Origin of the sequence: Immundisolibacter sp. (assembly GCF_014359565.1) — a bacterium.
Lineage (GTDB): Bacteria > Pseudomonadota > Gammaproteobacteria > Immundisolibacterales > Immundisolibacteraceae > Immundisolibacter.
In genome coordinates, this window is record NZ_JACIZD010000002.1 from 345,977 (window position 1) to 364,783 (window position 18,807).

Consider the following 18,807-nt stretch of genomic DNA (forward strand, 5'->3'; position numbering starts at 1 on the left):
CGTCGAGTGGCCGGCAATCGTATCGTGCCGATCCGGTCGCCGCCTACCCGCCGGCCGTCAGGCGCGTCGCGACCAGGCCTCGCTGAGCACCAGCATCGCAACGGCACCGCCGATCAGCGCCAGCCCCCCGGTGTTGGTGGCCGACAGCGGCTCGCCCAGCCACCAGGCGCCGGCCAGCATGCCGACCAGCGGCGTTGCCAGCGAGCCGATGGACGTGGTCACCGCCGGCAGCGCGCGGGTAACGGTCAGCAGGATCCAGAAGCAGAACCCGCTGGTCAGCGGCCCGTTGTAGGCCAGGATGGCGATCGACTCGGGTGTCCAGCGAATCGCGGCATTCGGCTCGAACATGATGGCCAGCGGTGCCAGCAGCAGCACCGCCACGGTCTGCTGCCAGGGCAGCAGCGACAGGGACGTGCCGACCCAGCGGTGAGTGCGCACATGCACGATCTGCAGCGCCCACAGTGCGGCCCCGAACAGCAGCAGGCCATTGCCCAGCAGCACCCGCCGATCGCCCCAGTCGAAGCCGACCGGGTTGAACAGCACCGCCACGCCGGCCAGACCCAGCACGAAGCCGGCAATCTTGCCGCCGCTGAGACGCTCCTTGAGCACCCACACCGACAGCGGCAGCACCCACAACGGCGTGGTGTAGGCCAGGATCGCCGCCCGCCCGGAACCGACGAAGCGCAGCCCGAGGAGGCTCAGCACCATGAACGTGCCCATCTGGATCAGGCCGATGCTGAGCACGATCGGCCAGTCCTGGCGCGCCGGCCGGCGCAGCTCGCCGGCCAGCGCGGCCACGGCAAACATGGTCACGGCCCCCAGCGCCATGCGCAGCAGGGCGAAGTGAAACGGCGGGAAGTAGTCCAGACCGACCTTCATCACCGGCCAGTTGACACCCCACAGCACGACCATCAGCACGAACAGGCCGGCGGCGGTGCGCGGCGACACCGCCGCGCTCGACTGCACCATCAGCCGCTGGCCGCGATGAAGCGGTCCAGCGGCTGGCCGTTGTCGGCAAACCACACCGGCAGCATCGTCAGGCGCTTGAAGTAATGCGCCACGTCGAGCTCGTCGGTGACGCCGATGCCGCCGTGCAGCTGCACCGCCGTCTGCCCGACCAGCCGACCGGCCTCGGCGCAGAACTGGCGCGCCGCGGCCACCAGGCGCTGGCGTTCCGGCGCCGGGGAATCGGCCTTGAGCGCCGCCGCGAGCGTGATCGAGCGCGCCTGCTCGGTGGCCATGTACATGTCCACCAGCGCGTGCTGCAGCACCTGAAAGTCGCCGATCTTGCGCCCGAACTGCTCGCGCGTGCGCAGGTACTCGGCGGTACGGTCGATCAGCGCCTGCATGCAGCCGAGCGCCTCGGCGCAGCCGGCGATGGCGGCCACATCGAGCAGCCCGTCGAGCAGTGCAAAACCGCTTGTCGCCTCGCCCAGCAGCGCATCGTCGCCCAGCTCCACGCGGTCCAGCGTGATCTCGGCCGCCCGCAGGCCGTCGATGGTGGCGTAGCCGCGGCGCTTCACGCCGTAGGCCTTGGCCGGCACCAGGAACAGCCCGATGCCGCCCGGCGCATCGTGGGCGCCGTGGCTGCGCGCACTCACCACCAGCGTGTCGGCACTGGCGCCGTGCAGCACCACCGCCTTGCGGCCAGACAGCTGCCAGCCGCCGGTCACCTTCCTGGCCTGCGTCACCACGTGCAGCGCGCCCGGCCGGCCGCCGGTCTCGGTGCTGGCCAGGGCAAGCATGCGCGTGCCGGCCATCACGCCGGGCAGCACGGCCTCCTTTTGCGCCTGGCTGCCGCCGCGCTCCACGGCCAGCCCGCCCAGCACGGTGGCCAGGTACGGTTCCACCACCAGACCGCGGCCGAACACCTCGAACAGGATGGCCAGATCCGCCACCGTGCCGCCGAAGCCGCCGCTATCTTCCGCAAACGGCAGGCCGAGCCAGCCCAGCTCGGCGAAGGTCCGCCAGTGCGCCGGGCTGAAGCCGGGTTCGGCCGCGATGATCGCGCGGCGCTGCTCGAAGCCGTAGTCGCGCTCGACGAAGCGCTCGGCCTGTTCCTTCAGCAGTTGCTGGAATTCCGACAGGGCAAAGTCCATGACTGATGCTTCCGTTTGATGCGCCTGAACATTCCGTGCCTGGAATTTTCAGGCTCGCTGCGGCGCGGGACAGCCCTTACAGGCCGAACACCGCCTTGGCGATGATGTTCTTCTGGATCTCGTTCGAGCCGCCGTAGATGGAGGTCTTGCGGGCGTCGAAGTAGCTCGCCGCCAGCGGCGCCGCATAGTCGGAACCGATGGGCGGCTCATCGCCCCCCCAGCCGTGCTTGAGCACCGCGACGTCGTACGGCAGCGCATACGGCCCCACCGCCTGCATCAGCAGTTCCGTGATGGCCTGCTGGATTTGCGTGCCGCGCACCTTGAGCAAGGACGCCTGCGGCCCCGGCGCGTGACCGGCGGCTTCTTCCCACAGCGCGCGCAGGTCCGTGTACTCCAGCGCCAGCAGATCGATTTCGATCCGCGCCAGCTGGTCCGCGAAACGCGGATCGACCAGCAGCCGGCGCTCGGCAGCGATACGCTTCAGGCGCCGCAGCTGCTGCTTGCTGCGCGCCACGCCGGCAATGTTGCTGCGCTCGTGCCCGAGCAGGAACTTGGCGATGGTCCAGCCCTGGCCCTCGCCGCCGACCAGACAGTCGGCCGGCACGAACACATCCTCCAGGAACACCTGGTTGACCACATGCAGGCCGTCGATGGTGATGATCGGGCGCACGCTAACGCCCTTGCTGTGCATGTCGATCAGCAGAAAGGAAATGCCCTCCTGCTTCTTGCCGGTACTTGCGGTGCGCACCAACGCGAACATCCAGTTGGCGTAATGGGCGTAGGTGGTCCACATTTTGGTGCCGTTGACCCGGTAGCCGCCGTCCACCGGCTCGGCGCGCGTGCGCAGCGAGGCCAGATCGGAGCCGGCACCCGGCTCCGAGTAGCCCTGGCACCACCAGTCCTCGGAGGACAGGATGCGCGGCAGGAAACGCTGCTGCTGGGCCGGCGACCCAAAGGCCATCAGCACCGGCGCCAGCATCTTGAGGCCGAACGGCATGATGCGCGGCGTGTCCGCGGCCGCCAGCTCGTCCTCGAAAATGTAGCGGCGCGTCGCCGACCAGCCGCAGCCGCCGTGCTCCACCGGCCACGACGGCGCGATCCAGCCCTTGAGGTACAGCAGGCGCTGGAAGCGCACGTAATCGTCCTTGCCCAACGCCAGCCCCAGCTCCACCTTGCGGCGGATGTCGGCCGGGTACTGCGTCGCAAGAAACTCGCGCACCTGGGCGCGAAAGGCTTCGTCCTCGGGCGAGAAATCCAGATCCATGCCACTCCTCCTTGCGGTGACCGCGCGCGGCCCGCCGGGTCGCTGCCGGATTGTAGTGGCTGGTGCCGCCGATAGCCTCAGCGGAAGGACGCTTGCTTGATTGGGAGCGGGGCTCGCGCGATCAGTCGCCCGCGGTCAGATCGTCCAGAAACTCCGACCCCGGCACCACGCAGGTCACGAGCAGCTGCTCGCGTGCGCGCGTGGCCGCAACGTACAGCAGGTGCCGTTCCGTGCTGTAGACCTCTTCGAGGTCGGCACCGTCGGCGATCGACTCGATGCGCTGCTGGAGCGGAATCACCTCGTCGTCGCAGGCCATCACGGCCACCGCCCGAAACTCCAGACCTTTGGCCAGCGGCATTGTGCACAGCGCGGCGAAGCCCGCTTGCGTATCGACGCGCTCGTCGAGCTCACGCCAGGGTATCTGCGCCGCCGCCAGCGCTGCCGAGCGAAGCGAGGCCCGTCCGAATGGACTTCGTACTGCTCTTGCTATTGTCGCGGTGGGATATCCTTCCACTTAATGCGCTCATTTTCTGTTGACTCGAATCGCTCCGGGAGCTGCGGGTTTTGCTCCCGCAGCAGACCGCGCTTCTTTATCGATGGCAAATAGGTAAAGTAGCGAAATCCAAAGGGTAGCGTAATCGCTATCCACTTCCTACCGTTTGGTGAAACACCAACTCGGAATCCCCGAAGTCCCCAACTCAAACCTTGCCTTAACATAGCAATAACTCGGGGAGTGCAGCGTCGCTCTTGATCGTGACAACGTGCCGCTCCTCCACCTCCGCAGAGTTCGGCCCGATGAAGTAGGCATGATCGTCCCTTATCGGGTCGATGACATACCCGAGAGAATATACATTTGGGAAAAAGCTTCGCTGCGTAGCGCGGTCAGTTCCGCTAAAGAACGCACCGAGATTGGGGTGGCTGTGAAACCATCCCACTACCAATAGCCCGGCGTCCTTCCTCGGCAAAGCAGACGTCCAAACAGACGGATTCATATGCAACGAGACGCTAGTGCCCTCGTAGTTCTCCGATGGAACGGCCTCGATAACACAGATGATGGGAAACGGCATCGCTTCGCTGAGACGGCTGTTCGGCGCTGCTGCTGTGCCAAGCAGCAGCCCACCGCTTTCCTCGCGCCTTGTCGCAACGTGAGTGCGTATGGCCCGTCTGGCATCATCTGTAAACAGGACGAGCGGAGCTTGGGACAGCACTTGAGTAGCAAATAGTGCATCTAACAACGGCAGGCGGCTTAGCACCGTCGCAAGGTCACGCGGCTTGGCATCCGGTTCCACTGCCTTCCACTGAATCATGTGTTAACTGAAAAGGAATGCTTACATGCCGGGCAGGAAACACTGCCGCTTCTACCGCTGGGCAACCGCAGCTTCGTCTGGCACTTTGGGCACGGTACGATGACCCGCCCGTCTGGTGACGCTGGCGGAGCCCCTGACATGTCGGTCCATTTCATTGATGGGCCGCGCTTGGCTCCCGCCATTGGAAGCGTGTCAGTCGGGAAGTCAGCTGGGTGCTTCAACCGTGCGCGAATGTACCAACGGGCCGCCTCTCCGTTTGCAGCCGATGACGTGTTCACGATTGACTCGTCGAAAGCAAGAATCTTGAACAACCGCTGCGCCAATAAGTCAAGATATTCTGTGGCCAACCATTTTGAGCCAAGGCAGACACGACCGCTCATATAGACATTCGGGTTAAAAACCTTGGTGCTGATGGAGACAGAAGGTTCCTCAAAAGGGTAGCGGACACCGAGTTGGATAGTCGCGTCTACTTCCTGAAGCGCGTTCGATGGAAAGCTGTCGTCGCCAGCAGTGCGCACCGTGAGCCTCAGCTGTATCCGTGAGACTGGAATGCCTGATACTCGCGTGACCCGTATTCTGCCACCGGTAAGCTGTTCCAAGCTCTTGAGTTTCGCGACGTCCTCGTCGCGGCGGGCATTAAACGCACTCATTGCCGAACTATCCTTGGCCAGCAACGAGAACTGGCTGAACCTCTAGAACGTCGCCGTTCTGCACGCCTTGCGCCTCCAGGCTGCTTGCAGGCTGGACAGATTTTGTCGTGCGCGTGTTCACCAGCGAGTAATCGATGTCCTTAGGCAGAGACCAGTTGTCAACCGCAGCTTGAATGACGTCTGCCCCGGTATGTGAAACAGGGAGCGTTACCTCCGCTTTCCGTGCCTGGTCAGCCGTGCGAATGATTACGTTTATGTCAGTCATGGTCTCTCTCCATAAGCTCAACAATCACCTGCGTGCCCTCGTGAACAAAGAATGCAAACTTTCCTGGAAGCGGACGCCCGCTAAATCTTTCCATCAACTCGCTTACCGTGAACTGCTCACGAATTACTGCGAGGCGCTGCTTCAACCCGCAATTACTGCACATCGCGTGGGACTCATCGTAATTCGCTGCCAAATCGAAGACCGGAACACTAGGTCTGGATGAGCAGGTGGCACAGTGCGGTGTCTCCCATGAAACGAGAATGGGGTCACTGCACGTAACGGTTAGATCCGAAGCCGGCTGTGGCCAAGGAAGGCCGCTAGTGATGATCCGCTGAGCTTGAAGAATCGTCCGCCTCGGGAAGTGAGTGGCGCAACACGGGCAAGCCGGGTTCCTCGGCAGGATCGCCTTAGAGACATTGCTGGTGATAGTGTCCAGAAACACACGTCGAGCGCCACCTTCCATATCGTCTCGAAACGAATACAGAAGCAATGATGTAGCCATTGCTCCAGCGTAGCTTGCCGTGATGGCGGTAGTAGGAATTTTCCTTTCCTCATATGCCACCTTGCGAAGCCATCCACACGAGTAGCGGTCGGCCACTCGCTGGTAGGTTGAGGGTGGGAGGTTGCATTCAAAGCAGGCCGAGTCAGAATCTCGCATGAATGGAAAGATCTCGGCTGACGCAAATCTCGAATCAATGCCCGCATTGATGAGATCAACGCCGAGCAAGCTACACAGGCGATTGATGCGGAAGCGAGCGTCGAAGTTGTCTACGCAGGAAAAGACGACGGATGATTCCTGTAGCTGACCAAAGCTGATTCGGTCCCAGAAGTCACCGACGATAGCTTCCACGCGACATGCGGGGTCGAGGCGTTGCGCTGCTTCCGCAGCAGCCTCTGCCTTGTTCCTTCCAACGTCCCCTTCGGTGAATAGCACGCTTCGGGTTAGGTTGTGGATCTCAATTCGATCGAAATCCACAATGCGAATCGCTCCGACGCCCAGGAGGACAAGGTTCTTGATAACCTCGTTTCCTACAGCTCCGGCACCGACGACCAGGATGTTCAGGCTTTTCACCAGTTCTTGGTCAAACCAGTCGATGAGGTTGTGGCGAAGGTAACGGTCAGTCATGTTCCCCTCATGGCGCGGATGCGGCCGTACGCTTCGTTGACAATTTTGACCACCTCCTGTGCATGGGCGCGCATAAAATCGCTTTGCTTGTCGGGGTGGTATGTGCGAACCAGCTTGCGGTAAGCCATCTTCAGTTCATCATCGGAAGCCGAGGAGGACAGACCGAGTATAGCGTAAGGATCCTGCGCAAGCTTCGCGCGCAGTTCAGCTACCCGATCGTTGTACTGTCGTGGAATCTCGCGCCACTTCATGGCTCGACTCGCACAATCATAGCTGGATCGTTAACGATGATCTCTGGGCCGAACACCGCATGATGAATTAGCAATCCACGAATCGTCAGCGTTTTTCCCTTGTAGCTTCGCAGCACAGCTTCTCCACCGAGCTTCCGCACGCCACCCTTGAACGCAACCATCTTGAAGCCCTTGGTCCAAGATGCATTCTCGAACATCACAGCATAGTCGACTCCCTTGCTGCTTTGCTTCACGTCATGAACTAGGCCTGTGAATGTGATGACATGCCCGATATGTTGCCGGTAGTTCTTGAGTGTTACCGCGTCAGGTGTGTAGTTTCGCGCCTTGGCATGAGCTTGGCCTTTGCCGTGCTCTACGATCTGCGTGCTGCCACAAACCATGCAACGAGAGGAATTCGCCTCGCGAAGCACCGCGATGCTTGCCGCTTGATAGAAGACATGGCAGCTAACGCACTCAAAAATCGCCTGAGTGAGGTCGAGGCGCCTCCCGGTGAAAGCGTCGTTGATGTCTTTTAGGTCAGACGCCTCACGTGCCCCGGACTTTGAAGGCGTAAAATTGATCGGTCTGGTCGCGTTGTGGTTCGCCGGGCGGTACGTGTGCGGCGTCGAAGGTTTGGTTCGAACGGCAGCGGGCGGAGGGGGCCGGGCATCAGAGGTCGAGCTGACCCCGAAGAGGTCCTTGATCCAGCCGATCACTGTCGCGAGGCCGCCGCCGAAAATGAGCCACATAACAGCAATGACAACGAGAAACTCCACCGCGGTTGCCCCAACTACCGCTGCATGAAGTAGATACGCGGCATCACACCTAACGCCATGGGCTGGCCGCCGTGGCGGCCAGCCTTCGGGTAGTGTGGTTCGATGACCGCCTCCAACGCCACCCAGGGTACCACGCGCTCCATCTCAGCGAGGAATGTCTCGCGCCGGGTCCGCTTTTTCGTGGCCGCAAACGCCAGCCCTTCAAACAATGTTTGCTTCACCTGCATCGCCCCCGTCTCAGTAGCTGAATCGTACCTCGACACCGATTCGTTCATAGGTTCCAAAAGGAGTATTCGTATGGGAAAAAACCGCTCTGCATAGCCTGTCCTACGGCCGGATGCTGCCGAAGGCGTGATGGCGCCAGTGCTGGAGCAGGCGGCCGGTCTCGGGCGTGACGCGCCAGTCGGCAGGATTGGGGATCGCCCGCCACTTGTCCACCTCGGCGCGCACGCCGTTGATGATGGTCGCGTGGTACTGCTGCGCCTGCGTGGAAAGGTCGGCATCAAAAAGCAGCGCGTCCTGTTGTGGCGCGCCCTTTTGCTTGCGCGGTTTGGGGATGGGCGTGATGAAGTCGGCGCTACGCCGGCTGGGCTTGATGACCTGGGTCGGCTGGCCGATGGCGTCCAGTTCCCAGTGGCGGGCGGGATACGCGTAAGGCGAGTTCAGTATCGGGGCGTCGAAAAAGGGATTGTCCATGGCGCTCACGTCGGGCTGCTGTGCACAAGGTACCCGAAGGACTGTTCGCACCGACACGCCGCCACCTCAGCGGGTGATGTCCCGCCGGGCTGCGCGCGGCGCCGGCGGCGTCGCGTGCAGCGGATCCTCCGGCCACGGGTGCTTGGGATAGCGTCCGCGCATCTGCTTGCGCACCTCGGCGTAGGCGCCGCGCCAGAAGCCGGCCAGGTCGGCGGTTACCGCCAGCGGCCGGCCGGCCGGCGAGAGCAGGTGCAGCACCAGCGACAGCCGCCCGCCGGCCAGGCGCGGGGTGTCCTGCTGGCCGAACAGGTCCTGCAGGCGCACCGCCAGCACGGCCGTGTCGGCCGCGTAGTCGATGGCGCGCGGGCGGTTGTTGACGGTGATCTCGCGGGGCAGTTCGGCGTCCAGACGCCGGGCCTGTGCGTGATCGAGCAGGCCCGACAGCGCCGTTCGCAGCCGCCCGTCGGCAAGATCGTCCAGCCGCCGCAGGCCGGGCAGGTACGGACCCAGCCAGTCGGCAAGACCCGCCTGCAGGGCCGCGTCGGACAGGTCCGGCCAGCCGGTCTCGGGCTCAAGGCTGCGCATCAGCGCCACCCGCGCCCGCAGTTGCCCGTCGGCATCGCTCCACGGCAGGGCGGCCACGCCGCGGCGGGCGATGGCCTCCAGCAGCGCCCCGGCAATGGCCGCGGCCGAAGGCTGCGGCAACGGCTCGTCTGCCAGCACCAGGGCGCCCAGGCGCTGCACCCGCCGCGCCACCACTGCGCCGCTGGCGAGATCGAAGCGCACTTCCTCGGCGGACTGGATCAGCGGCGCGCAAACCGCGTCGATTTCGCTGCGCCCAATGGTGGCGGCCAGGCGAATGCGCGCGTTGTCGCCGACGTCATCCAGTTCCGCCACCACCAGAAAGTCTGCTCCGGCCAGCGCGTCGGCGACGTCCAGCGTCGCACCGCGACCGCTCGCCAGGCGGTAGCTGCCGCGCGCCCGGCGCTGGGCGATGCGGTCCGGAAAAGCCAGCGCCAGCAGGACACCGCAGCTTTGTGGCTCGCCGGTCGCCGCCGACAGGCTCCGTTGAAGCCCTTTTTGCAGGCGCCGCGCCAGATGCAGCACGGCATCGAAGGCCGCGCGGTCCACATCGCCAGCGGCGCGTCCGCTGCGCAGCGCCGCGAGGCGCAGCTCTATGTCCACCGCCAGCGCCTGCCCCGGCGTGCGGCGCAGGATGTCGCGCTCGGCCAGCAGCGCCGCCAGCAGGCAGGCATCGGCGCTGGCGCCGGCCAGCAGCAGGTGCGCCAGCCGCGGCGGCAGGCCGAGCCCGGCCATGGCGCGGCCGTGCGGGGTGATCGCGTGGTCGCCATCCAGGGCGCCCAGCGCCTGCAGCAACTGCCGCGCCTGGGCCAGGTGCGGCGCCGGCGGCGGCGTCAGCCACGCCAGTTCTGCCGGATCGCGCACGCCCCACAGGGCCAGTTCGAGCGCCAGCGGGGCCAGGTCTGCCACGGCGATTTCGGGCGCGGCGTATGCAGGCAGGCGGCCGTGCTCGGCCTCGCTCCACAACCGAAAACACACGCCCGGCCCAAGCCGCCCGGCGCGGCCGGCCCGCTGCTCGGCCGCCGCCCGCGACACCGGCACTGTGACCAGGCCATCCATGCCGGTGCGCGGGTTGAAGCGCGTGTGACGGCTCAGGCCGGCGTCGATCACCACGCCGATGCCGTCGATGGTGAGGCTGCTCTCGGCGATGCTGGTGGCCAGCACGATCTTGCGCGCGCCGGCCGGCGGCGCGGCGATGGCGGCATCCTGCGCCGCCGCATCCAGCCCGGCATACAGCGGGCACACGCGCACGTCGGCCGGCAGGTCGGCGCGGTCCAGTTGGGCAGCCAGGCGACGGATTTCCGGCGTGCCGGGCAGGAACACCAGCAGGCTGCCGGTTTCCTCGACCAGCGCGCGGCGGATGGCCGCCACCAGCCGCCCTTCGAGCGGCCCGTCGCCCGGCAGGTAGCGCACGCTCACCGGAAAACTGCGCCCGGCGCTGCTGACGCGCGGCGCCCCGCCGAGCAGGTCGGCCACGGCGGCGCCGTCCAGCGTGGCGCTCATCACCAGCAGCCGCAGCTGCGGCCGCAGCAGCGCCTGCGCCTGCAAACACAGCGCCAGACCCAGGTCGGCCTGCAGGCTGCGCTCGTGGTACTCGTCGAAGATGACCAGCCCGACGCCGCTGAGCGCCGGGTCGGCCTGCAACAGGCGCGTCAGGATGCCCTCGGTGATGACCTCGATGCGCGTGGCAGCCGACACCCGACTGTCCAGGCGCGTGCGGTAGCCGACGGTCTGGCCTTCCGCCTCGCCGACGAGGCTTGCCATGCGCCGTGCCGCGGCGCGCGCGGCCAGGCGGCGCGGCTCCAGCAGCAGGATTTTCTGATCCCCGAGCCACGGCGCCTGCAGCAGGTCGAGCGGCACGCGCGTGGTCTTGCCGGCGCCCGGCGGCGCCTCCAGCACCACCGCCGGGTGGTTCTGCAGCGCCGCGCGCAGCGCCGGCAGGGCTTCGTCGATGGGCAGTTGGGGACCGGACATCCGGCCATGCTAACAATCGCCTGCGCGGCGATTGACACGGCGGTTGCGCTCGCGCACATTCCCGAACGATCGATCAGGATTGATCGGCACCCCCACATGCACCAAGAGGCTGGAGACAAGGTCATGGATTACCTGCGTTATTACCTCAACTGCCTGCTGCCGCTGGCGGCCATCGCCGGCTTTCTGCTGGGCGACCAGTGGGTATGGCTGGGCATCGCCACGCTGCCGCTGCTGCTGATCGCCGATGCCCTGTCACCGCAGGACTACGCGCCGCGCAACATCAGCAACGGCGCACTGGCCGACCTGGTGATCTACGTGCAGATGCTGCTGGTGCTGGGCACCTTCGCGGCGTTTGGCTGGCGGGCGCATGTCGGCTTCGATCCGGCGCTGGGCGCCGTGCAGCCGTGGATCGCCAGTGCCGCGGCGCTGATCTGGGTGGGCCTTGGCGCCAACGTCGGCGCCGCCCACGAGCTGATGCACCGCCACAACCCGGCTGCCGCCTTCATCGGCAAGCTCGGCTTCGGCATCATCGGCGCGCCCAACCGCGACATCTCGCACACGGTCACGCACCACCTGTATTTCGACACCGAGCGCGATTTCGACACCGCCCGCCGCGGCGAGTCGGTGTACCGCTTCGTGCCGCGCTGCATCTGGGGCAACACGCGGGACGAATTCGCCTACGAGCGCCGCCGCCTGGCCGCCCAGGGCCTCGGCCTGTGGCACTGGAAAAGTCAGATCGTCCAGGGCCTGGCGCTGACCGCGGGCGTGCTGGCGGTGATGTACTGGGCCGGCGGTGTGCCGGCGCTGCTGGTGCAGCTGGCGGCCATGATCGGTGGCCGCATCCTGGGCGAGGCGCTCAACTACCTGCAGCACTTCGGCCTGCTGCGGGTGCCCGGCCAGCCGATCGAGGACCGCCACACCTGGAACCACCTGTCGGCGGTCACGCGCATTCTGGGCCTGGAGATCACCAACCACGTCCAGCATCACCAGGATCCGGACCGGCCGTACTACGCGCTCAAACCGCGCCCGAACGGCCCGCAGATGCGCAACATCCTGCTGTGGGGCATCGCGGCCTTCTTCCCGCCGATCTGGAACCGCATGATCCAGCCGCGCCTGAAGGACTGGGACATGAACCACGCCAACGCCGAGGAGCGCGCCCTGGCGCGCGAGGCCAACCGCCGCGCCGGCTGGCCGGACTGGCTGGGAGAGACGGTCACCGACGCCCAGACCGCCGCGGCACACTGAGCCGCTCCGGCAGACAAAAAACCCGGCCCTGGTCACACCCGCGCCGGGTTTTTTTTGTTCGATTGGGGAAGCGCCGAATACGTCGGCGCATCCTCAGGCGTAGGCGTCCACCAGGCCGCGACCGATCACGCGCACGCGCTCGCCAATGACCGGCCCACCCAGCCCCATGCCCGCCGCCGAACCGCGGGCCTCACCTGCTGCCTGCTGCGAGGTGCCCTGCTGCGGCGTCTGCTGGCCGGCACCGGCCTGCTGCTGGGACACGTCCGCCTGACCCAGTTGCAGGCCCTGCTGGGCGAGCATTTCACGCAGCTGAGGCAGCGATTGCTGCACCGCGGCGGCGGTGCCGGCGTGCTGGGCGCTGAAGCTGAGCTGTGCGGCGCCGTCGCTGACGCCGACGCGCACCTCGATCGGGCCCAGCTCGCGCGGATTCAGCTGCAGGCGCGCCTCGTGCACGCCCTCGCGCACCAGCCACAGCAGGCGCTCGCCCAGTTCCTGACTGAACTGCGGGCTGCCGGGCGAGGCCGCCATCGGCAGTTCTACCGGTGGTCCGGCGGGCGCCGCCGTCGCACCCGGCCGACCGGCGAGCTGCACGGCCGCGGCAAGCTCGTTGCCCGGCAGGGTGCCGACCGGTGCCGATTCATTTGCCAGGCCGGGGCCCTGCTCCGCCATGGCGACCTGCAGCCCGGCAGCAACGGCCGGCGTCATCGCGGACGCCGCCGCCTGCTCGCCCACCTGCCCCGCCAGGGCTGCCTGCCGGCCATGGCCAGCATCCGCCGCGGCGGCATGCGCATTGGCAACCGCGCCGGCGATGGGCGCGGCGCTCAGGAGCAGGCCGGGCGGCAACGGGCCGGCGGCGGCCGGATCGGCCGGGTCTGCGGTCACCGCGCGGCGCGGCGCGCCCGGAGCACCATCCGGCACCTGGGCGGCGATGACCGTCGCCGCCTCGGCATCCGCGCCCTGCCCTTCACCGGCGTCCGTCGCCTGCAGCGCGCCGCAGGCCGCGACCGGTATCGCCACCGGATCGCTCGACGCCGCCGTTGCAGGCTGCGAGGCGCCCGATGGGGCCGCCGCGGGCGCAGCCTTCTGCCCGCGCGCAATGTCGCCGAGCGCGTCCACGACCGCCGCCACGGCGCCGGGCGGCTGCGCGGCGGCGGGCAGCGGCAATCCATCGGCCGCGGCAGGCGCCGCCGCGGGCGTGATCGCCTCCGCTGCCGCGCCGGTCACTACCGGCGGGACCGGCAACGTCTGGCCGCCGACAGGCGGCGAGCCGTTGCCGTCGGCGGCGACCGCCGGCTGGGCCAACGCCTGGCCGAGGGCAGCCGGAAAACCGGCCGCTGGCGCCTGGGCGTCGCTATCGACGGGCGGCGCGGCGCCTGTGGCCACGCCGGTCGATACGGTACTGACTGCATCCACCGCTGCATGCTCCTGCAAAAACTCGCCCACCCGTACGCCCGAACGACGCCGTGCCGCATCGGGGTTCTGTACATCTGCATTGCACGGTCCGGGCCAACTGCCGTCACGGTCGGCCGACCGACGCCATGCACTCGCCTCAGCCGGCCCTGGGCCGGCTGCTGACCCAGTCGTCCAGGGCGCGCTGCTCGCGCCGCTCGGCCGCCTGCAGGGCCTGCGCCTGGTAGCGCCCGATCAGCCGGCGCAGACCCTCGCTGCGGCGCTGGCGGCGCTGCAGTTCCTCGCGCGCCCGGGCGCAGGCCTGCTCGGCGGCGGCCACGGCGCGCTCCTGATTCAGGGCCAGGTGTTCCAGACGCCCGACGAACTGCTGGTGGTCGCGCAGCGTCGCCACCGACACCGCACCGACCTGCGTGCGCTGCCGGTACTCGCCGGCGTAGCGGTGCAGATCGGCCAGGCGCGCGCGCTGCGTGGCCCAATCCGTCTCGCAGGCGACCAGGCGCTGCCGGGCCTGGCGCTCCGCTTCGAGCAGGCGTTGCAACACCGGCTGCAGGCGCGCCGCGCGCTTCATGCGCCGGCCCCGGCAAACAGCGCGTCGAGGCCAGCCACACTGGTCGCATGATCAACGCCCTGGCGCAGGTCCTGACGCAGAAAATCCAGCAACTGCGGCTGGCGGGCAATCGCCTCGTCCAGCAGCGGATCGGCGCCGGCCTGATAGGCACCGACGGCCACCAGATCGCGGTTTTGCCTATAGGTCGAATACAGCTGGCGAAAGCGCCGCGCCGCCGCCAGCTGCTGCGGGCTGGCCAGCTCCACCATCAGGCGGCTGACCGAGGACTCCATGTCGATGGCCGGGTACAGGCCGGTCTCGGCGATGTCGCGGCTGAGCAGGATGTGCCCGTCCAGGATGGCCCGCGCCGAGTCGGCGATGGGATCGTTCGGGTCGTCGCCTTCCGTGAGCACGGTGTAGAAGGCGGTGATCGAGCCGCCGCCGGGCGCCGTGCCGGCGCGTTCGATCAGCGCCGGCAGGCGCGCGAACACCGACGGCGGGTAGCCCTTGGTGGCCGGCGGCTCGCCGACCGACAGGGCGATCTCGCGCTGGGCATGGGCGACGCGGGTCAGGGAGTCCACCAGCAGCAGCACATTCAGGCCCCGGTCGCGGAAGTATTCGGCGATGGCCGTGGCCAGCATGGCGCCCTGCAGGCGCTGCAGGGCGGTGGTGTCGGCCGGCGCGGTGACCACGACGGCGCGCTTGAGGCCCTCGGCGCCCAGGATCGACGTGACGAACTCGTTGACCTCCCGGCCGCGCTCGCCGATCAGGCCGACCACGGTCACGTCGGCAGCCGTGTAGCGGGTCATCATGCCCAGCAGCACGCTCTTGCCGACGCCGCTGCCGGCGAACAAGCCCAGACGCTGGCCGCGGCCGACCGTGAGCAATGAGTTGATGCTGCGCACGCCGACATCCAGCGGCTCGCGAATCGGCGGGCGGCCGAGCGGGTTTTGCGGCGTGCCGGCGAGCGGCACGTGCCGCTCGGCACGGATCGGCCCCTTGCCGTCCAGCGGCCGGCCGGCGCCGTCCAGCACGCGGCCGAGCAAGCCCGGCCCGACCGGCGCCAGGGCGCCGTGACGCAGCGGCAGCACGCGCGCCGTCGGCCCCAGGCCCTGCACCGGATCGATCGGCATCAGCGACATGAAATCGCCCGAGAAACCGACCACCTCGGCCTCCACATCCGCCTGACCCGGCTGGCGCACCAGGCAGCGGCTGCCGATGACCGCCGGCAGTCCGATCGCCTCCAGCGTCAGCCCGACCATGCGCGTGAGCTTGCCCTCGACCTGCACCGATGGCGGCGTGCCGAGGTCGTCGATGCGGCTTTTCAACCGCTGCGCCAGACGCTGCTGCAGGGCCGCGCTCATGCCGCGCCGCCCTCCAGCAGGCGGCCGAACACCTCCGTCAGGCGCGTTTCCAGCGTCAGGTCCACCTCCGACGATTCGGTGCTGATGCGACAGCCGCCGCGCGACAGGCTGGCATCGGCCACCAGTTCCCAGCGGGCGTCGTTGCGGCCACGCGGCGCCATGGTGCGCACCAGGTCCAGATCCAGCGGGTTCAGGTGCACGCTGATCTGGCGCGCCGCAGGCGGCAGCGCCGCCACGCCCTCGCGCACCAGCTCGCCGATGCGCGCCGGTACCGCGGTCAGCTCGCGGCGCACCACCTGCCGCGCCAGGGCGCAGGCCAGCTGCAGCATGCTGTCGAGCAGCTCCTGCTCCAGGCTGGCCAGCGGCGCCGCCAGGCTGTCGAGCACGGCCGCCAAGCGGGCCGCATCGCCTGCCAGTTGCTCGGCGGCACGTTGCCGGCCTTCGGCCAGGCCCTGCTCCAGGCCGGCGGCGTAACCTTGCGCATGACCGGCGTCGCGGGCCTGCGCCCGCGCCTGCTCCAGCAGCGGATCGCCTGCCTCGATGGCCCGCGGACTGACCGCCTGCCAGCGCTGGAAGGGCTTACTCGACGAAGTCGCCACTGGCCTTGCCCAGCCGGATGGTGCCCGCTTCCGCCAGGCGGCGGGCGGCGGCCAGCATTTCCTTTTGCGCCGCCTCCACTTCCGCCAGGCGCACCGGGCCGCGCAGCTGCATGTCGTCGCGCAGCATCTCACCGGCGCGCTTGGACATGTTCTTGAAGAAACGATCCCGGATCACCTGGTCGGCGCCCTTGAGCGCCACCAGCAGGACCTCCGAAGTGGTCTCGCGCAGCAGCGCCTGCAGGCCCTTGTCGTCGACATCGGCCAGGCTCTCGAACAGGATCAGGTTGTCCTGTATCTGCTGTTCGAGTTCCTCGTCGGCCTCGCGCAGTTCCTCCAGCACGCCGTTGCCCAGCGCCGGATCGAGCCGGCCGACGATGCCGGCGGCCACCTTGACCCCGCCGACCCGTGCCGACTTGACGCTGACGTTGCGGTAGAAGTGCTGTTCCAGGATGGCCCGCACCTCGCTGAGCGCCCCCGGTTGCAGCTCGTCCAGCGTGGCGATGCGGGTCACGATGTCGGTGCGCTGGTCGGCCGGCAGCAGCGGCAGCACCTGGGCGGCCTGATCCGGCTCCATGGAGGCCAGTGCCAGAGCGGTGACCTGCGGGTGTTCGTCCTTGAGCACGGCGGCGATGGCCTTCGGGTCCATCCACTTGAGGTTGCCCAGCGTGTCGTCGTCGCGTTCCAGCACCCGGTCCAGGATGCCGCGCGCCTTGTGCTCGCCCAGCGCGCTGACCATGACGTTGCGCAGGTAATCCTCGACGCCGACCGTGAGCATGCTGTCGCTCTGAACGGCCATCCCGAACTCGGCCAGCACGGCGTTGATCTGGTCGCGGCTGATCGCGCCCAGGCGCGTCATGGCGGCGCCGATGCGCTGCACCTCCTTGGGCTCCATCTGGCGCAGCACGTCGGCGGCCTTGCGCTCGCCCAGCGCCAGGATCAGGATCGCCGAGCGCTCGACGCCGCTGAGCTTGGTCGGCTCAGGCATCGGCGGCCATCCAGTTGCGCATCACCTGCATCACCCGCTGCGGGTCCTGTTCGTGCAGGTCCGGCAGGGGCGGCGGGCCGGCCGGCGCCGCCAGACGCTGCGGGGCGGGCGACAGCTCGCCGGTCTGCTCCAGGGCCGGGGTCGTGGCCGGGCCGGTCTGGGCGATGACGGCGGCGCCGGCCTGGCGCACGCTGCGCAGCATGGGCCGCAGCACGCCCAGCAGCACCGCCGCCAGTGCGCCCGCGCCGAGCAGCAAGCGGACGGCCTGCCACAGCCAGGATTGCTCCCACACCGGGGTGCTTGCCACGGGCGGCGTCGGCTCGCCCGGCACGAAGGCCGCGTTGATGACGTTGATGCTGTCGCCGCGCTCGGCGTTGAAGCCCACCGCGTCGCGTACCAGCGCGGTGTAGCGATCGAGCTCCTCCTGGCTGCGCGGCTGGCGCGTCTGCTTGCCATCGGCACCGCTGGCCAGGCGGTCGTCCACCACCACCGCTACCGTCAGACGCTTGACGCCGCCGCCGGCCAGCTTGCTGTGGCTGACGGTGCGATCGATCTCGAAATTGCGCACCGAGCGGCTGCTGCGTTCCTTGGGCGTCGGCGCGGCGGCAGCCGGCGTTGCGGGCGCCCCGCCAGCCGCGGCGCCGCTTGCCGCAGCCGTGGCCGCGCCCGCGACCGCCGGCACCGGAGCGGCCTCGGGCGCCAGGCTGCCGCCCTGCGGCGGCTGGTTGCTGAGCGTGCCGGGCACGCCGCCGCTGGCCGCACCGGCGGCGGCGCTTTCGGTCGATTCTTCCTGCGAGCTGCGCAGCACGGCGCGATCGGGCTGGTATTCCTCGCGGGTGCGTTCGGTGACCTCGAAATCGACCTCGGCGCTGACCTTGGCACGCACGCCGCCCGGCCCCACCACCGCCGCCAACAGGTCCTCGATGCGCCGCACATAGTCCTGCTCCAGGCGACGGGCATAGTCGTAATGCTCGCCGGACTGGTTCAGACCGGCCTGGCCGGCCGGCCGGGTCAGCAGCGCGCCGGCCTGGTCGACCACCGTGACGCGCGAGGCGGCCAAGTCCGGCACGCTGGAGGACACCAGGTGCACGATGGCCGCCACCTGAGCGTCGTCCACCGTGCGTCCACGGTACAGCTGCAGCATGACCGACGCGGTCGGTTTGTCGCGGTCGCGCACGAACACCGAACGCTCCGGGATGGCCAGATGCACGCGCACCTGCTGCACGCCGTCCATGGCGCCGATGGTGCGCGCCAGTTCGCCCTCCACGGCGTGCTGATAGCGGGCGTTCTCCATGAAGCGGCTGACGCCAAAGCCCGGATCCTGGCTGAGCATCTCGAGCCCACTGCCGCTGCCCTTGGGCAGGCCTTCGGCGGCCAGCTTCAGGCGCGCCTCGTGCACCGCCGTGGACGGCACGCGCAGCGCGCCAGTGGCGGCATCCAGGCGGTAGGGAATGGCGGCTTTCTCGAGCGCCGCCACCACCTGCGCGGCGTCGCGCTCCTCCAGGCTGCCGTACAGCAGGCTGTAGTCGGGCGTGCGCGCCCACAGCACGATGCCGATGACGCTGGCGATGCAGGCGGCCAGCGCCACCAGCAGCACCGCCTGGCGCGAGGCCGGCAGCTTGATGAAGCCCTGGATCAGCGCCGCCGGGCTGCCGGCGGGCAGGCTGGGAGTCGACTCGGCCATGGTG

Annotated in this window: 17 protein-coding genes and 3 pseudogenes; 1 reads left to right on the forward strand and 19 read right to left on the reverse strand. The window is 68.2% G+C overall.

Going from position 1 to position 18,807, the window contains the following annotated elements; genetic code table 11:
• Nucleotides 1-57: 57 nt before the first annotated feature.
• The 13 genes and pseudogenes from H5U26_RS05435 to hrpB all read right to left on the reverse strand — a co-directional run bounded on the left by H5U26_RS05435 (nt 58) and on the right by hrpB (nt 10,969).
• Entirely contained in the window at nt 58-969 is a 912-nt protein-coding gene (locus H5U26_RS05435) for a DMT family transporter (protein WP_290617440.1), read from the reverse strand.
• Nucleotides 969-2,099, reverse strand: a complete 1,131-nt coding sequence (locus H5U26_RS05440; RefSeq protein WP_290617442.1) for an acyl-CoA dehydrogenase family protein — start codon at nt 2,097-2,099, stop codon at nt 969-971. Before H5U26_RS05440 ends, H5U26_RS05435 begins: the two co-directional genes overlap by 1 nt.
• 76 nt (nt 2,100-2,175) lie before the next feature.
• Nucleotides 2,176-3,363 carry an acyl-CoA dehydrogenase family protein gene (locus H5U26_RS05445; RefSeq protein ID WP_290617444.1) on the reverse strand — a complete coding sequence of 396 codons (1,188 nt, stop codon included), beginning with the start codon at nt 3,361-3,363 and terminating at the stop codon, nt 2,176-2,178.
• A 121-nt stretch (nt 3,364-3,484) separates the two neighbouring features.
• Nucleotides 3,485-3,805: pseudogene (locus H5U26_RS05450) on the reverse strand (3'-5' exonuclease); the annotation flags it as partial.
• 268 nt (nt 3,806-4,073) lie between these two features.
• Nucleotides 4,074-4,670 carry a Mov34/MPN/PAD-1 family protein gene (locus H5U26_RS05455; protein ID WP_290617448.1) on the reverse strand — a complete coding sequence of 199 codons (597 nt, stop codon included), beginning with the start codon at nt 4,668-4,670 and terminating at the stop codon, nt 4,074-4,076.
• Nucleotides 4,667-5,320, reverse strand: coding sequence for a ubiquitin-conjugating enzyme E2 (locus H5U26_RS05460; RefSeq protein ID WP_290617450.1), 654 nt, complete (start codon nt 5,318-5,320; stop codon nt 4,667-4,669). Before H5U26_RS05460 ends, H5U26_RS05455 begins: the two co-directional genes overlap by 4 nt.
• A 7-nt stretch (nt 5,321-5,327) precedes the next feature.
• The gene (locus H5U26_RS05465) at nt 5,328-5,585 is read right to left on the reverse strand and encodes a hypothetical protein (RefSeq protein WP_290617452.1); all 258 of its coding nucleotides are present in this window, start codon (nt 5,583-5,585) and stop codon (nt 5,328-5,330) included.
• Nucleotides 5,578-6,711 (reverse strand): ThiF family adenylyltransferase, encoded by a 1,134-nt coding sequence (locus H5U26_RS05470; RefSeq protein ID WP_290617454.1) that lies wholly within the window; start codon nt 6,709-6,711, stop codon nt 5,578-5,580. Before H5U26_RS05470 ends, H5U26_RS05465 begins: the two co-directional genes overlap by 8 nt.
• Complete coding sequence (locus H5U26_RS05475) at nt 6,708-6,962, reverse strand: J domain-containing protein (protein WP_366055884.1); 255 nt, start codon at nt 6,960-6,962, stop codon at nt 6,708-6,710. Before H5U26_RS05475 ends, H5U26_RS05470 begins: the two co-directional genes overlap by 4 nt.
• Nucleotides 6,959-7,717 carry a hypothetical protein gene (locus tag H5U26_RS05480; RefSeq protein WP_290617456.1) on the reverse strand — a complete coding sequence of 253 codons (759 nt, stop codon included), beginning with the start codon at nt 7,715-7,717 and terminating at the stop codon, nt 6,959-6,961. Before H5U26_RS05480 ends, H5U26_RS05475 begins: the two co-directional genes overlap by 4 nt.
• Nucleotides 7,718-7,737: 20 nt before the next feature.
• A pseudogene (locus H5U26_RS05485) lies at nt 7,738-7,938 on the reverse strand (IS5/IS1182 family transposase); the annotation flags it as partial.
• Between the two features lie 109 nt (nt 7,939-8,047).
• A pseudogene (locus H5U26_RS05490) lies at nt 8,048-8,413 on the reverse strand (restriction endonuclease); the annotation flags it as partial.
• 66 nt (nt 8,414-8,479) lie between these two features.
• Complete coding sequence (hrpB, locus tag H5U26_RS05495; protein WP_290617460.1) at nt 8,480-10,969, reverse strand: ATP-dependent helicase HrpB; 2,490 nt, start codon at nt 10,967-10,969, stop codon at nt 8,480-8,482.
• A gap of 123 nt (nt 10,970-11,092) precedes the next feature.
• Between hrpB and H5U26_RS05500 the strand changes: the two genes are divergently transcribed.
• Nucleotides 11,093-12,214 carry a fatty acid desaturase gene (locus tag H5U26_RS05500; RefSeq protein ID WP_290617462.1) on the forward strand — a complete coding sequence of 374 codons (1,122 nt, stop codon included), beginning with the start codon at nt 11,093-11,095 and terminating at the stop codon, nt 12,212-12,214.
• A gap of 93 nt (nt 12,215-12,307) precedes the next feature.
• On the opposite strand, the gene H5U26_RS05505 is transcribed toward H5U26_RS05500, so the two are convergent.
• The 6 genes from H5U26_RS05505 to fliF form a co-directional block, all read right to left on the reverse strand.
• Nucleotides 12,308-13,627, reverse strand: a complete 1,320-nt coding sequence (locus H5U26_RS05505) for a flagellar hook-length control protein FliK (protein WP_290617464.1) — start codon at nt 13,625-13,627, stop codon at nt 12,308-12,310.
• Between the two features lie 136 nt (nt 13,628-13,763).
• Nucleotides 13,764-14,192, reverse strand: coding sequence for a flagellar export protein FliJ (fliJ, locus tag H5U26_RS05510; protein WP_290617466.1), 429 nt, complete (start codon nt 14,190-14,192; stop codon nt 13,764-13,766).
• Nucleotides 14,189-15,535 (reverse strand): FliI/YscN family ATPase, encoded by a 1,347-nt coding sequence (locus H5U26_RS05515; RefSeq protein WP_290617468.1) that lies wholly within the window; start codon nt 15,533-15,535, stop codon nt 14,189-14,191. The genes fliJ and H5U26_RS05515 overlap by 4 nt, the downstream gene beginning before the upstream one ends.
• The gene (locus H5U26_RS05520) at nt 15,532-16,134 is read right to left on the reverse strand and encodes a flagellar assembly protein FliH (protein WP_290617470.1); all 603 of its coding nucleotides are present in this window, start codon (nt 16,132-16,134) and stop codon (nt 15,532-15,534) included. The genes H5U26_RS05515 and H5U26_RS05520 overlap by 4 nt, the downstream gene beginning before the upstream one ends.
• On the reverse strand, nt 16,115-17,119 hold the full coding sequence (fliG, locus tag H5U26_RS05525) for a flagellar motor switch protein FliG (protein WP_290617472.1): 1,005 nt from the start codon (nt 17,117-17,119) through the stop codon (nt 16,115-16,117). The genes H5U26_RS05520 and fliG overlap by 20 nt, the downstream gene beginning before the upstream one ends.
• The gene (fliF, locus tag H5U26_RS05530; RefSeq protein ID WP_290617474.1) at nt 17,112-18,803 is read right to left on the reverse strand and encodes a flagellar basal-body MS-ring/collar protein FliF; all 1,692 of its coding nucleotides are present in this window, start codon (nt 18,801-18,803) and stop codon (nt 17,112-17,114) included. The genes fliG and fliF overlap by 8 nt, the downstream gene beginning before the upstream one ends.
• Nucleotides 18,804-18,807 lie beyond the last annotated feature (4 nt).